14 protein-coding genes and 1 pseudogene are annotated in these 15,519 nt (G+C 40.8%); 12 read left to right on the forward strand and 3 right to left on the reverse strand.

Annotated elements, in window-relative coordinates; all coding sequences use genetic code 11:
* Positions 1–28: 28 nt before the first annotated feature.
* The 4 genes and pseudogenes from WDA22_04910 (at position 29) to WDA22_04925 (ending at position 2,953) form a co-directional block, all read left to right on the forward strand.
* Positions 29–559 carry an NUDIX hydrolase gene (locus WDA22_04910; protein MFA5832802.1) on the forward strand — a complete coding sequence of 177 codons (531 nt, stop codon included), beginning with the start codon at positions 29–31 and terminating at the stop codon, positions 557–559.
* A gap of 19 nt (positions 560–578) precedes the next feature.
* Entirely contained in the window at positions 579–1,814 is a 1,236-nt protein-coding gene (locus tag WDA22_04915) for a DUF1343 domain-containing protein (protein MFA5832803.1), read from the forward strand.
* A 157-nt stretch (positions 1,815–1,971) separates the two neighbouring features.
* A pseudogene (locus WDA22_04920) lies at positions 1,972–2,295 on the forward strand (methylglyoxal synthase).
* Positions 2,296–2,362: 67 nt separating this feature from the next.
* Entirely contained in the window at positions 2,363–2,953 is a 591-nt protein-coding gene (locus tag WDA22_04925) for a transposase (GenBank protein MFA5832804.1), read from the forward strand.
* A 46-nt stretch (positions 2,954–2,999) separates the two neighbouring features.
* On the opposite strand, the gene WDA22_04930 is transcribed toward WDA22_04925, so the two are convergent.
* The 3 genes from WDA22_04930 to WDA22_04940 are packed head-to-tail and all read right to left on the reverse strand — an operon-like array spanning position 3,000 to position 5,813.
* Entirely contained in the window at positions 3,000–4,139 is a 1,140-nt protein-coding gene (locus WDA22_04930; protein ID MFA5832805.1) for a PLP-dependent aspartate aminotransferase family protein, read from the reverse strand.
* Positions 4,136–4,411, reverse strand: coding sequence for a hypothetical protein (locus WDA22_04935; GenBank protein MFA5832806.1), 276 nt, complete (start codon positions 4,409–4,411; stop codon positions 4,136–4,138). The genes WDA22_04930 and WDA22_04935 overlap by 4 nt, the downstream gene beginning before the upstream one ends.
* A gap of 13 nt (positions 4,412–4,424) precedes the next feature.
* Positions 4,425–5,813, reverse strand: a complete 1,389-nt coding sequence (locus WDA22_04940) for a cystathionine beta-synthase (protein ID MFA5832807.1) — start codon at positions 5,811–5,813, stop codon at positions 4,425–4,427.
* A gap of 153 nt (positions 5,814–5,966) precedes the next feature.
* Between WDA22_04940 and WDA22_04945 the strand changes: the two genes are divergently transcribed.
* From WDA22_04945 to WDA22_04980, 8 genes are all read left to right on the forward strand, one after another.
* Entirely contained in the window at positions 5,967–6,584 is a 618-nt protein-coding gene (locus WDA22_04945) for a glycerol-3-phosphate acyltransferase (protein MFA5832808.1), read from the forward strand.
* A complete protein-coding gene (locus WDA22_04950) occupies positions 6,568–7,677 on the forward strand; it encodes a trypsin-like peptidase domain-containing protein (GenBank protein MFA5832809.1) in 1,110 nt (369 codons plus the stop codon). The genes WDA22_04945 and WDA22_04950 overlap by 17 nt, the downstream gene beginning before the upstream one ends.
* Complete coding sequence (purB, locus tag WDA22_04955; protein MFA5832810.1) at positions 7,678–8,973, forward strand: adenylosuccinate lyase; 1,296 nt, start codon at positions 7,678–7,680, stop codon at positions 8,971–8,973.
* A gap of 21 nt (positions 8,974–8,994) precedes the next feature.
* Positions 8,995–10,482 (forward strand): aldehyde dehydrogenase family protein, encoded by a 1,488-nt coding sequence (locus WDA22_04960; GenBank protein ID MFA5832811.1) that lies wholly within the window; start codon positions 8,995–8,997, stop codon positions 10,480–10,482.
* Between the two features lie 214 nt (positions 10,483–10,696).
* Positions 10,697–12,097: an L-lysine 6-transaminase gene (lat, locus tag WDA22_04965; protein ID MFA5832812.1), complete on the forward strand. Its 1,401-nt coding sequence runs from the start codon at positions 10,697–10,699 to the stop codon at positions 12,095–12,097.
* A gap of 56 nt (positions 12,098–12,153) precedes the next feature.
* The gene (locus WDA22_04970) at positions 12,154–12,999 is read left to right on the forward strand and encodes an NAD+ synthase (protein ID MFA5832813.1); all 846 of its coding nucleotides are present in this window, start codon (positions 12,154–12,156) and stop codon (positions 12,997–12,999) included.
* Positions 12,999–13,688, forward strand: a complete 690-nt coding sequence (gene rsmI / locus WDA22_04975; GenBank protein MFA5832814.1) for a 16S rRNA (cytidine(1402)-2'-O)-methyltransferase — start codon at positions 12,999–13,001, stop codon at positions 13,686–13,688. The genes WDA22_04970 and rsmI overlap by 1 nt, the downstream gene beginning before the upstream one ends.
* Before the next feature lie 92 nt (positions 13,689–13,780).
* Entirely contained in the window at positions 13,781–15,508 is a 1,728-nt protein-coding gene (locus WDA22_04980; GenBank protein ID MFA5832815.1) for a hypothetical protein, read from the forward strand.
* Positions 15,509–15,519: the final 11 nt, after the last annotated feature.

Below are 15,519 nucleotides of genomic sequence, written 5' to 3' on the forward strand. Positions count from 1 at the left end.
GACCGTTTTGTATTTATGGTGAGATGATATGCTTAAACGATGGAAACAGCTTTCGACAAAAATAGTCTTCCAAAATCCTTGGTGGACGTATAAACTTGATGAATTTAAAATTCCGGATGGAATAACGGGGGAATACAATTACGTGTATACGCGTGGTGCCAGTATGATTATTCCGTTAACACCGGAAGGGAAAATCATTCTTGTCAATCAATATCGCTATCTTTGTGATAAGGAAAGTATTGAATTTCCGTGCGGCGGAGTGAAAGAAGGAAAATCATACGAAGAGATGGCACAGATCGAATTATTGGAAGAAACCGGTTTCCGATCAAATAATCTGAAGGGAGTTGCAGAATTTAATCCATACAACGGCGTGACAAATGAAATCTGTAAAGTATTTATCGCCAGAGAATTAGTGCAGTCAAAGGCGTTACCGGATGCAACCGAAGAATTTGAAATTTTGTATAAGACAATCGATGAAATTGATGAGTTGGTTCACAACAATACCATGTGGGATGGCATGAGCATAGCTGCTTGGGGACTAGTGCGCAACAAATTATGACTCGATGAAAGGATAGACGATGAAAAAAATATTTCTTCTTTTGCTTTGCTCTCTTTTCCTGATAGCCAAGCCGATAAAAAAACTAAAGACCGGTGCTGACGTATTATTTGAAAGCAGAACAGAATTAATCGACGGAAAGAGAATAGGATTAATTACCAACCACTCTGCTGTTCTCTCTAATGGTAAACATCTTGCTGATGCACTCCATGAATATCCAAAAGCAAAATTAATTGTATTGTTCGGTCCCGAACATGGAGTTCGCGGCGATGCTCCGGACGGGAGAGCGGTAAGGGATACCATTGATGACAAAACAGGTGTACCGGTATATTCATTATACGGAAATGTGAATAAACCGAGTACCAACATGCTCAAAGATGTTGACCTGCTCATCTTTGATATTCAGGATGTTGGATCGAGATTCTACACATTCATTAGCACAATGTTTTTAGGAATGGAAGCAGCCGCGGAAAATAATATTCCCATCATCATCCTTGATCGCCCAAATCCCATTACGGGCGAAAACGTGCAAGGACCAATCCGTGTTGATTCGTTGAAAACATTCGTCGGGTGGGTACCGATTCCCATTGCTCACGGAATGACTGTCGGAGAACTGGCAGTGATGGCAAATCTTCAAGGCTGGCTGAAAGACCGAAAACCGGCAAAACTGACGGTGGTCAAAATGGAAAACTGGAAACGTTCACAATGGTTTGATGAAACGAAACTTCACTGGATTAAACCTTCTCCAAACATGGCAACGTTGAACACTGCAACGGTTTATCCCGGACTTTGTTTAGTTGAAGGAATGAATGTGTCTGAAGGGAGAGGAAGTGAAAAGCCATTTGAATATATCGGCGCACCGTGGATTAACGGTAAGGAACTCTCAAAATTGTTGAATGCTCAAAAACTTTCAGGTGTTACATTTCAGCCTATCGAATTCATACCAAAAGAAATTCCGAACGTAACATCGAATCCTAAATACAAGGATCAACTATGCAGCGGGGTTTATGTGAACGTTACCAATAGAAAAAAATTCGGCTCAGTGAAAGCGGGTATTGCACTGATTTGGGGAATTCATACGCTCTATAAAGACTCACTAAAGTTTCGTGATCGAGGATTCGATCGATTGGCAGGGACGCCAGTGATTCGCGAAATGATTTTGGAGGGAAAAACAGCAGATGAAATTGAAGATACATGGAAAGAGGAGTTAAAAGAATTTATGAAACTGAGAAAAAAAGTATTATTGTATTTGGATTAATATCCTAAACCTTCCGAAGGATTCACAAAATCTTTTTCATAACCTTCGCAAGGTTTTGAATCTTGGCAAGGTTGAACAACCGTAGGTACAAATGAAAACAATAGCGTTAATAGCACATGACGGTAAGAAAGCAGATATCTTGTAATTTGCAAATGATAATAAGAAAGCTCTTTCTAAGTGTACATTGATTGCAACACGGACCACCGGCAAATTGCTGAAAGAAAAGGTCGGTTTGAATGTCAAGTGTTATTTGTCCGGTCCAATGGGAGGAGATGCAGAAATTGCAGCGTTAGTTGCCAATAAAAAAGTTCACGCCGTCATTTTTAACACCGATCCGCTCGACGCGCATCCTCATGATCCGGATATTCATGGATTAATGCGTGTATGTAATGTTCATAATATTCCGCTTGCAACGAATATTGCTACGGCACGGTTGATTATTTCACGGGAGGGATTGTTTTCCGATGAAGAGAAGAGATGATGGAGTAATTTTTATGATAACACCTTCCAAGTCTTTAAGACCTGGAAGGTGTTAAGTTTTCAATATTATGTTAGAGCCAGAAAAATATTATCATATTTATAATCGAGGGAACAATCGGGAGAATATTTTCAAAGAAGAGAAAAACTATTCCTATTTCTTAAAATTATATGAACGCCATATCGATCCGGTAGCTGAAACGTATGCATATTGTTTAATGAAAAACCATTTTCATCTATTGGTTAAAATAAAAGAACATCTTCCGTCAAACCTTCCGGGTTTTCAAAACTTGGAAGGTGATAGGAACCCATCACGCGCTTTTTCAAATTTATTTAACGCATACACCAAATCTATCAACAAGATGTATCACAGAACAGGTTCGTTATTTGAAAAAAACTTTCATCGCATCGAAGTAACTTCGGATTCATATTTTTCACGACTTGTCCAATATATTCACTTTAATCCGCAGCACCATGGATTCTGCGACGATTTCCGAACATATCCTTATTCTTCATTTAATATTATTCTATCTGAGACAGAGACGAAGATCAATCGCAATTCAGTTATTCAGTGGTTCGGTGGCAGGGAGGAGTTTATTGAATTCCACAAAAATGTTACGAAAGAAAAAGAAATTGCAGATTTAATAGGAGATGATATTTAGATTATGTAAACACCTTCCAGGTTTTTAAAACCTGGAAGGTGTTTCTTTAAATTTTCGCCAGTGCTTGTTTCAAATCATCAATAAGATCTTCAACATCTTCAATTCCAACAGAAATTCTTACCAATCCATCTGTCACGCCGTTCTTTATTCTATCCGCCGCAGGAACTGATGCATGTGTCATTGAAGCTGGATGGGAGATAAGTGTTTCTACTCCGCCGAGAGATTCAGCAAGTGAACAGATCTTGACCGCTTTTAAGAATTTTTTTGCATTTCCAAGACTCCCTAAATCAAAGGAAATCATTCCGCCGAATCCTCGCATTTGTTTCTTCGCAAGTTCGTACTGTGGGTGATGTGATAATCCCGGATAGTTGACTTTTTTTACTTTCTTCTGTGCATCGAGCCATTGTGCAATTTCCATTGCGCTTTCACAATGTTGCCGCATTCTAACAGCGAGCGTTTTTGTCCCCCGCAGACAGAGCCATGCATCAAACGGGCTCATAATCCCGCCGGTTGCTTTTTGAAGGAAACGAAGTCGTTCTATTACTTTTTTATTGCTTGTGCCGACAAATCCGCCAAGCATATCGCTATGACCGTTCAAATATTTTGTTACACTATGAATAACGACATCAATTCCGAGTTCAAGAGGCTGCTGAAGGTAAGGTGTGGCAAATGTGTTATCAACAATAGAGAGGATTTTTCGTTCTTGAGCAAATTTTGCAATCGCCTTTAAGTCTGTGATCTTCATAGTCGGATTTGTTGGGGTTTCGACGAAGATCATTTTTGTGTTTGGTTTGTATGCTTTGACGATGTTGTCGATGACTGTGGTATCGACAAAGTCGAACTGCAATCCGTAATTTTCCAGCACTAACTTTCCGATGCGGTATGTTCCACCGTATACATCATTTGTTACAATAACATGATCCCCGGGATTCAATAAACGAAAAATAGCATCTTCTGCGGCCATACCAGAAGCAAATGCCATTCCTTCATCGGCATTTTCTAATGCAGCAATATTTTTTTCCAGAGCAGTTCGAGTAGGATTGGAAACACGGGAGTATTCGTATCCTTTGTTCTTTCCAAGTTCTTCCTGGACATATGTTGAGGTTAAAAAAACAGGCGTCATCACTGCGCCTGTGGATGGATCGGGAGATTGTCCGGCATGAACGGCTTTAGTCGAAAATTTCATCGTTGAGTTCCTGTTGAAGGATAATTAGTAAAATCTTTTTCGGTGAGTTGATATTCTTCCAGAATCAATAACGCGTCTGAGGTTAATTTATGAGACCGCGCCCGTAAAAATCCTAAAACTGCTTCTTTTGATGTCACATGAGGACTTTTACGTGCCTCAGCGTATTTTTCTGCATGGGATTGGGAATTGCTTTTAATAATCGTCCGGAATGGATCACGGACGACGGAGACAAGTTTTTCCAAAGTATCGGATGCGTTTTTTTCCCACTGCATAAATTACCGAAGGTTAGTGAGACATATATTCTAAAACGTCAAATCGGGTGACGATTCCGATTGGTTTTTCATGATCGGTGATAATGACCGCCGGTAATTTTTGCATGAAATATTTCACGGCTGTGTTGACATCCTCATTCATATGTATTTCGGGAAGAGAATGTTCCATCGCCGTTGTGACACTTTTATCAAAATTGGATGCATCATCGACAACACTGGAGAGAAGATTTGATTCGGTGACAAGACCGATCGATTTTCCCTGATCAATAACCGGTAATTGAGAGATATTATGTTTTTTTATTAATTCAATTGCCTGACGAATGGTTTTTGATTTGTCGACGCTGATAAGATTCTGAAGCTCGGAATCTTTACTATCAAGAATGTATTTTAATGTAATCCGTTCCGGTTTTAAGAATCCGTTCTCACGCATCCAAACATCGTTATACATTTTGCTGACATACCTGCTGCCACTGTCGGGAAGGAGAATAACAACAATCGCGTCTTCCGGTAGATTTTTGCAATATTCAAGCCCGGCATGAATTGCTGTACCGCTGGAGCCGCCAACAAAAATACCTTCTTCACGTGTCATTTTTCTTGCTGCTAAAAACGATTCACGGTCATCTGCAATAAGCACTTCATCCACATAATTAAAATCCAATGTTTTCGGAATGTAATCCTGACCGATTCCCTCTATTTTATATGTTTTAAATACCGGGTCGTATTTTTTCTTATAGAAGTATTCTTGAAGAATGGAACCTTTAATATCCACACCAATAATTTTTACGTTTGGATTTTTTTCCTTTAGATATTTTGCTGCTCCAGTAATAGTTCCGCCGGTACCGAGACCGCAGATAAAATAATCTATCTGGCCTCCGGTTTGTTCCCAAATTTCCGGTCCCGTAGTTTTATAATGAGCTTCAGGATTTTTCGGATTTTCATATTGGTCAGCAAGAATGGAATTTGGAGTTTCACGTACTCGCTGTTTTGCAACTTCCGTATAACTTTCAGGTGATTCGTGAGGTACAGCAGTAGGAGTAACAATCACTTCAGCGCCGAATGCGCGCAGGTTGCTGATTTTTTCCGCACTCATCTTATCCGGCATTGTAAAGACAGTTTTATATCCCTTTACAGCTGCGGCAATGGCAAGACCCATTCCGGTGTTTCCCGAAGTTGATTCAACAATTGTCCCACCCGGTTTAATTTTGCCTGTTCGTTCTGCATCCTCAATAATTTCAATCCCAATTCTATCCTTCACCGATCCGCCAGGATTGAATGACTCTACTTTCACAAAAATGTGTGGTTTGAGTCCTTTGTTGATCTTTTGCAATTTAATCAATGGAGTATTCCCGATGGTCTCGAGAATATTGTTGAAGTATTTAATTTTTGATAAATCTTTAGACATGAAATTCCTAATTTTTAATAATATAGTTTTTTTGGTAAGGAGAATCAAGAAACGATCCCGGTAAATTCTTAAAAATTCAATATGTTACGGTAATTTCGTGCGTTGACTTAGCACCCCGTTTTTAGTAAATTAAACAAAGAAAGTGAGAACAATTTGTCAGAATACCTCATCTCGTTTGTTGTCAGTTACTTTATCGGATCGATTCCTACCGCATACCTTGTTGTGAAACAGACAACAAATGTTGACATTCGAATGATCGGTAGCGGGAATGTCGGCGGGCGAAATGCCCTTGAAGTGACAGGGAAAAAATGGATCGGGATAGTTGTAACGTTGATTGATCTGTTGAAAGGGGTGGCGAGTATTTTAATCGCCGTAATGTTTTTTCAAGATCCATCCACTGCCGTTTCCGCTGCGATGTTTGGTTCTGTGCTCGGTCATTGTTATCCAGTGTGGTTGAAATTCCATGGCGGTAGAGGTTTAGCAACCGGAGCAGGTTCACTGTTGATAACAAGCCCTTTGTGGGTTCCCATCTGGTTGGGGTTATATTTTGGCGCTGAAAAACTAACAAAAAATGTTCATGCGGCAAGTGTCATTGCACTTGTTGGATTACCGTTGGCAATGTGGTTTGTTTCGGATCAATGGATGTTAAAAATTATCCCTCACTATTTTTCACCATCTGAATATGTTACTTCCACAAGTATGGTCATAGCAGTCTGTCTTTCCCGTCATATCGAACCGATAAAAGAATACTTCAATGAAAAACAAGTTTAATATTTTCCTCGCTATTGTTCTGTTGGTTGCAATTTCAGCCGCACAAAATATCAATGACGAAATTTCTACCTCCCGCCAAAATGCAATCACTCGAACGGTAGATTCTGTGAGTCCTGCTGTCGTTGGGATCAATGTCATAGAAGTGCGCGAATACCGCGATCCGTTTGCAAATTTTTTTGGGAATGATCCGTTCTTTAATCAATTTTTCGGAAACCGAAATTACAAACAAGAAGTGAAAGGTCTTGGCTCGGGATTTATCATCTCGCCGGATGGGTATGTAATTACCAATGATCATGTTGCGGGGAATGCAAAAGAGATTACGGTAACATTGACCAATGGAAAAAAATATCAGGCAGCAATCATCGGAACAGATCTTATCACAGATGTTTGCTTGTTGAAACTCACCGCACAAAAAGGTGAAACATTTCCCTATGTGAAACTTGGAAACTCCGATGATGTGTTGATTGGTGAGTGGGTAATTGCTCTCGGTAATCCGTTTGGGTTGTTTGATAATATTGATAAACCGATTGTTACAGTCGGAGTTATTAGTGCTAAAGGAATGAATTTGAGCGTTGATAACAATCGGTCGTACCGTGGATTGATCCAAACGGATGCGGTAATCAATTCCGGTAACAGCGGCGGTCCGCTGGTCAACAGTGTCGGTGAAGTTATTGGAATCAATACGCTGATCTACACAGGCGGGGTCAGCCAGGCATATATCGGATATGGATTTGCATTACCAATCAACCGTGTTAAGACAATTGTTGACGAACTTCAACGAAAGGGAAAAGTGGAGCGCAATTTCTGGACTGGAATAGATGTTCGCCCGGTTGATGTGCAGATTGCGCGATATTTTGGTTTGAAACAAGCGCAGGGGATGATTGTCAGTGATATTCAAAAGAATAGTCCAGCAGAGCGAGCTGGTATTCTTATTGCAGATATTATTGTTGAGATCAATGGTGAACGGATCATCAACAATGACAGTATGATGAGTATCATGCAGGAAAGTCGGGCAGGAGACACATGGAAAATTAAAATTTATCGTGATAAAAAAATTATCAACGTTGACTTACCATTAGAAAAGCAAAAATAAATGATAGCTCGATATACTCGCCCGGCAATGGGCAAAATATTTACGGATGATAACCGCTACGGAATATGGTTGGAAATTGAATTATTGGCATGTGAAGCTCAAGCAGAACTCGGAGCTATTCCTAAAGCATCGGTAAAAACCATTCGAGAAAAAGCAAAGTTCAACATCGATCGTATAAATGAAATCGAAGCGGAAGTGAAGCACGATGTGATCGCATTTCTTACAAGCGTTGGAGAATTTGTCGGTCCGGATTCGAGGTTTATTCATCTAGGCATGACGTCATCCGATGTTGTGGATACTGCACTCTCTGTGCAAATGAAACAAGCAGGGGAATTACTCTTAAGCGATTTATTAGAATTCAGTGATGTTCTCGCCCGTCGTGCAAAAGAATTTAAAATGACCGTTATGATTGGGCGTTCTCATGGCATCCATGCTGAACCGACGACATTTGGTTTAAAACTCGCTCTTTGGTTTGATGAGACCAAACGTAACATCCAGCGACTGAAATCTGCAATTGCAACAATTTCTGTCGGACAAATTTCCGGTGCGGTCGGTACCTTTGCTCATCTCAGTCCTAAAATTGAAGAATATGTCTGTGCTGAACTCGGACTGAAACCAGCACTGGTCTCTACGCAGGTGATTCAACGGGATAGGCATGCAGAATTTTTAACGACGCTTGCCGTGATTGGAAGTTCACTGGACAAATTCGCAACCGAAATTCGCCATTTGCAGCGGACGGAAGTTCTTGAAGCGGAAGAATATTTTTCGGAAAAACAAAAAGGCTCTTCGGCAATGCCGCATAAACGGAATCCGATCACCTGCGAACAGATCTCCGGACTTGCCAGAATACTTCGCGGTAATGCTCAAGCAGCACTGGAAAATGTTGCGCTATGGCATGAAAGGGATATTTCACATTCATCTGTAGAACGGGTGATTGTACCGGATTCCTGCATTGTTCTTGATCATATAATAACGAAATTCACGAATATCATTGATACGCTGCTTGTGTATCCAGAGAATATGAAGCGAAATTTGGATATCACTCACGGACTTTTGTATTCTCAACCGGTGCTTCTTGCCTTGGCGAAAAAAGGGATGAAGCGAGAGGATGCGTATCGAATTGTACAACGCAATGCAATGGAAGTATGGAAATCGAAAAATAATTTCAAAGAAATGTTGAAAGCGGATAAAGAAGTATCAGCGGTATTGAATGATGCTGATCTTGAGGAAGCATTCGATCCGGAAAAAAGTTTAAATAACGTAGAATATATTTTTAAGAGAGTCGGGCTAGAATAACACTTATTACAAAGGAATGATATGGCGCAAAAATTTCAGAATCTTATTAATGGAAAATGGGTTGATGCACAATCCGGAAGAACATTTGAAAACCATAATCCTGCAAATTGGGAAGAGATAGTTGGAATATTTCCAAAATCGGGAAAGGAAGATGTTGACGAAGCAGTAAAGGCCGCACGCGCCGCATATGAAAAATGGCGATTGGTTCCGGCGCCAAAGCGAGGCGATATTATGAGAACAATTGGTGATCTTCTGGTGAAACGAAAAGAAGAGATCGCTCGCGAGATGACGAGGGAGATGGGAAAAGTTCTTGCAGAAACACGAGGAGATGTTCAAGAAGGAATTGATACAGCATATTATGCAGCAACGGAAGGGCGCCGTTTATTTGGTTATACAGTACCATCTGAACTTCCGAATAAATTTGCCATGTCCATCCGTGTTCCAATTGGTGTTGCAGGAATCATCACTCCATGGAATTTTCCAATGGCAATTCCAACGTGGAAAATGTTCCCGGCGATTCTCTCCGGCAATACATGCGTTTTTAAACCGGCAACAGATACACCGCGCACTGCTGATATGTTGGTTGAAATCATGATGGAAGCGGGACTTCCGGAAGGTGTCGTTAATATAGTGCATGGTGGTGGCGGAGAAGTGGGTAATGCAATTGTTTCTCATCTGGATGTTGACTTGATTTCTTTTACAGGTTCAACTGGTGTGGGTAAACAGATTACAAGGGATGCAGCGGAAACATTGAAACGTGTTTCCCTTGAACTGGGGGGAAAGAATGCACAAATCGTCCTTGCTGATGCGGACCTTGATCTTGCATTGGAAGCAGTTCTCTGGGGTGCATTCGGTACCACCGGACAACGTTGTACAGCCACAAGCAGATTGATTCTTGAAGAAAAAATCTATGATAAATTTATGTCCATGCTTGTTGATCGTACCAACAAATTAAAACTTGGAGATGGACTCCTTGCCGATTCACAAGTTGGTCCATGCGTCAACGAAAGTCAGCGGAACACAGTTCAACAATATGTTGAAATCGGGAAAAAAGAGGGAGCAAAACTTGTTGCAGGTGGAAGTATCGCAACGGAAGGAGCTCTTTCCAAAGGATGGTTTCATCAACCGACAATTTTTGGCGATGTTACTCCGGAAATGCGACTTGCGAAGGAAGAAATTTTTGGACCAGTGCTTTCCGTTATTCGCGCCAAAAATTTTGAAGATTCTATCCGTATTTTGAATAATACGGAATATGGATTATCATCCTCCGTTTTTACGACAGATGTCAACAAAGCGTTTACGGCAATGCGTGACATTCAATCTGGAATTACCTATATTAATGCAGCAACAATTGGAGCCGAAGCGCATTTACCGTTTGGCGGAGTGAAGAAGACCGGTAACGGTCATCGTGAAGGCGGATGGACGGTGTATGATTTTTATACGGAATGGAAAGCAGTCTATGTTGATTATTCCGGAAAACTGCAGCGTGCTCAGATAGATAATTACTAATACGAAAACTGTTATTCTTGCCAAGGCTATAACCCTTGGCAAGATCTTCTAACATCCCAATGCACATTCGCAGACAAAAATTTAAATTCTTGAAAGGGATCGATGGCCGTCCGTACATCGTGTCAATGTACGAGCATCAAGAATTTTACTGAGTTTCCTCATACTTTTTCTTCGCATTATTTTGTGTTATCCAAAAGTATGAAAGGAGACTTCAATGTCTGCAACTCTTACCCAGGCGAAAGAAACGATCGCTTCTTCCAATGGAAAGAAAATCTCGTTTACACCAGTCACCATAGCACCGACCGATGTACATAAAACTCTCTCCAAGCATATGCTTGCTGATGGGTTTGATATGGTTATCGATCTGAAAAAGAGTCAAGGTGCCTACATTTACGATTCCCGATACGGAAAAAAATTTCTGGACTTCTTTTCCTTCTTTGGATCGTCCGCATTGGGAATGAATCATCCAAAACTTGCAACACCGGAGTTTATGGAAAAACTTGCCTATGTGGCTTTGAACAAACCATCCAATTCTGATGTCTATTCTGTTGAAATGGCGGAGTTTGTCGAAACATTTGGACAGCTTGCCCAGCCGGAATATCTTCCCTATGCATTTTTTATCGACGGCGGAGCTCTTGCAAATGAGAATGCGATGAAAACTGCATTTGATTGGAAGGTGAGAAAGAACTTTGCAAAAGGGTACACAACGGAAAAGGGACACCAAGTGATTCACTTCCGCCATTCGTTCCATGGACGAAGCGGATATACGATGTCGTTGACAAATACTGATCCGACGAAGACAAATTATTTCCCAAAATTCAAATGGCCGCGAGTTCTTAATCCTTCAATCAAATTCCCTCTGAATGAACAGAATTTGAAACAAGTGATTGAAGATGAACAAATTGCAATCAAGCAGATCAAAGAAGCGATCATCAATAATACGGATGACATAGCTGCAATCATTATCGAACCGATTCAGGCAGAAGGGGGAGATAATCATTTCCGGAAAGAATTTCTGCAGGAACTTCGGACGATTTGTGACGAGAGTGAAATCCTTCTCATATTTGATGAGGTGCAATCCGGCGTTGGTCTGACTGGAAAAATGTGGGCGCATGAATATTTTGTGAAACCAGATCTCATGTCGTTCGGCAAGAAGACACACATTTGCGGATTTATGGCAAGCCGCCGTATTGACGATATTCTTGATAATGTGTTTAGAAAAGCGAGCCGTATTAACTCAACGTTCGGCGGCAATCTTGTTGACATGGTCCGATCAAAAAGAATTTTTGAAATTATTCATGAAGATCATCTTGTAGAGAATGCCCGGATACAAGGTGAGTATCTGTTAAATCAACTGGATGGACTCACACAAGAATTTCCAAAGTTAACTTCCAATCCGCGCGGTAAAGGGTTGATGTGCGCATTCGATCTTGATACAGCTCAGAACCGTAATCAATTGATTGATAAAGCATACGAAGAAGGGTTAATCTTGATCGGCTGCGGTGACCGGTCCATCCGTTTCCGAACTCCGCTGACGATTAAACAGGAAGAATTGAACGAAGGGCTCGAAATTATAAAGAACGCGTTAAAAGAATTAAACGTTGGAGAGTTATAGTCATTCTTCTGTAGACATCTGAAGTATATAAAAATTAGCGATATAGATAAAAGAAGATGGAAACGACCGAACAACATAATGACAATCCTTTAGCATTAAACATGCGCACTGTGCGTTTGATGCTTGTCCAATTCATTAAGGATGAAGTACAAAATGCCGGATTCACAAAGGCAGTTATTGGACTTTCGGGAGGGATTGATTCAGCTGTATCAACATATCTGGCCGTTGAAGCACTGGGAGCAAAGAATGTGTTGACAGTAATGATGCCGTATAAAACCAGCAGTCCGGAAAGTGCTGCAGATGCCACGCTGGTTGCGAAGGCGTTAGGAATTCGTAACGAGCTCGTAGAGATTTCTTCCATGGTGGATCCGATGTTTGTGTCACAAAAGATCTCTGACAACTTGCGCAAAGGGAATATCATGGCTCGTCAGCGGATGATTGTGCTATACGATTTATCGCAAAAGGAAAAATCACTGGTCATCGGTACATCCAATAAAACAGAAACAATGTTAGGTTATGGAACACTTTTCGGCGACATGGCGTGCGCAATTAATCCACTGGGGGATCTCTATAAAACACATGTTTGGGCTTTAGCGGAGGAACTTGGTATACCCCGAAAATTGATTGAGAAGAAACCGACGGCCGATCTTTGGCAAGGGCAAACAGACGAAGGGGAGTTAGGTTTTAGTTATCGGGAAGTTGACAAATTACTCTATTTTATGATTGATGAACGAAGGAATGATGAGGAATTGGAACAGATTGGGTTTGCAAAATCGTTTATTGCTACTGTTCGGCGTAAAGTCCAAATCAATCAATTCAAACGTCGCCCGCCTCTGGTTGCAAAGATCTCTCATCGAACAGTTAATGTTGATTTCCGATATGTGAGAGATTGGGGTATTTGATGGCGGAAGTAATTCAACACGGCACGCTTTACGTTGTTCCGACACCAATCGGAAATCTGGAAGATATCACGCTCCGTGCTTTGAATGTCTTAAAAGGGGTCGACGTGATTGCCGCAGAAGATACAAGGATGACAAAATTTCTGCTCGATCATTATGGAATTGAAAAACCGTTACTCAGTTTTTATTCGCACAACGAACAGGTTCGTGTTCCACAGATTATTCAGCGATTAAAAAATGGTGATTCTGTTGCTCTCGTCTCGGATGCCGGTACCCCGGGAATTTCTGATCCAGCTCATTCGATCATTACCGCATCGATTGAGAATAACATTACGATCATTCCACTGCCAGGAGCGACGGCGTTTGTTCCGGCACTGATTGCCAGTGGATTTTCAACACACGAATTTGTCTTTGAAGGATTCCTTCCACACAAAAAAGGAAGGAAAACAAAACTTGAACGGTTAAGCAAAGAAGAGCGGACGATTATTTTATATGAGTCAGTTCATCGCGTGGAAAAAACGTTGCGGGAGTTGTTACAATATTTTGGTGATAGAAACATTGTTGTCGTCCGGGAATTGACAAAAATATTTGAAGAAATCACACGCGGTCCAATATCTGTCGTTTTGGAGCAATATACATCAAAGACTTTAAAAGGAGAATTTGTGTTTGTGATTGAAGGGAAAAAGGAATGATGAACAAAGAAGTTTTTCCGGTGAGCCTGATTACTTCTTTTTTTAAGAGAAACGTTTCATTCTTAGAATCATTTTCATCGTTTCATTGTTCAATGATAAAACTCTACTATTTAGTTGCCGCATTACTCATCGTACCAGAATGTCTTTTTTCATATGCTCCTGTTGATTCGCTTATCTATAATTTTAGTTTTACTGACACGACTAAATATGATCCGGTATTATCGTTCGACTTCGATATAAAATCGCAGCCGGGAAATATTATTCTTGCACCGGGTAAAACTAAAAACCTTGCCGCCAACTCTCTCATGAAAGCGTATTATTCCGGTTCCTTTCCACTCAATTCCGAACAGAAGCCGGACACAAACAAGATCAATGCAGAAAAATTACACGACAATAATTTCTTTACCTATGTTGAATTTCCAACTCCGTCGAATGTCGGCACACAAATTAAGATTGATCTTCGAGTCGTAAGAATTGTCGACAGTATTGTTGTGTTCGGATTAGGAAATACACCCGGGACAGGTTTTAATCTGCGACCGATAGCGTTTTCCTATTATGCAGGCATTGATTCCAATAGACAATCGAGAGTCTTTCAGGAATTCAATAATCTTGACTCTGCGAGGCATGTTGCAACTATTCCAGATCCTCAGCCTGTTCAATACATCACATTTGAATTGGATAAACAATCGCCGAACCTTTCAACAGTAATCTCGGAATTCAAAATATTTGGTCAAGGATATGTTGTTAACGCGGCATATGTGTCAAAAGTAGATTCAACCGGAGCGTTACCGGCAAATTTTGCCAATGTTTTTTTAGATGCAGATATTCCATTAGGTACGATCGTCTCATTTGAGATGAGGACTGGATCGAAAAATATTGTTGACAGTCTTTCTTGGTCGAATTGGTCGGCACCTATTGATTTTAATTCTTCTACAAGCAGTACAAAAGGTGCTCAGTTATTTGTAGCAGAACCGAGAAAATATTTTCAATACCGTTTGAGTTTAAGAACCACTACCGTTCAAACCCCAAAAATTCGTGGGGTAAAATTCGTGTACCAGCAAAATTTACTTGCGGACTCAACGGTTGCAAGTATTAATCCCGATACGGTGAATGTGCTCAGTGCATCGGTATTGACCTATAGAATCAAAACGAATATTTCCCCGACATCGCTTGGAATTGACACCGTAAAGATTCAAACTCCAAGTCCTTCCATTGTCAGAAGTGTTTCCGTCAACGGAAGTCCTGTTCAGTATCAATATGTCCCTTCCTCTACTGCTATAGTTATCGGATTTCCACAAACGATTAAAACTTCATCGAATATAGATATCGTTTTTTCCACAAAGATGATTGAAAGCGGTAGTTTCCCATCGGAAGTTATAAGCAAAAATGCCGCATGGAATCCACAAACGGTGGATGCAACGAAAGAAGGAATTGGTTTTAGCTGGTCAGTCACCGCTGCGGGTGTTCCGCTCACTCCGCTGGTCGATGTGCTTATTGATCCCAATCCATTCACTCCGAATAATGACGGCAAAAATGATATTACGCTGATTGATTTTTCGGTCACAAAAATTGAAATATCGAAACCGCTTCGAATAAAAATTTTCGATCTCAGCGGACGAAAAATTCGAACCGTAGCCGACGTCCTTTCCGGAGTCAATCCGTATTTTGGTGATCCTCGAAAAGGGGGAAGCGCATTTGTATGGGATGGAAATGATGATAATGGAAAACGAGTTCGTCCCGGAGTTTACATTGTTCAAATTTCATTGGATGTGGATAACGGCGGTCAGGTTGTGACAAAATCTGTTGTGGTAGCATATTAAAGTATTTATGA

Source organism: Bacteroidota bacterium (assembly GCA_041658205.1).
Lineage (GTDB): Bacteria > Bacteroidota > Ignavibacteria > UBA10030 > UBA8401 > UBA8401.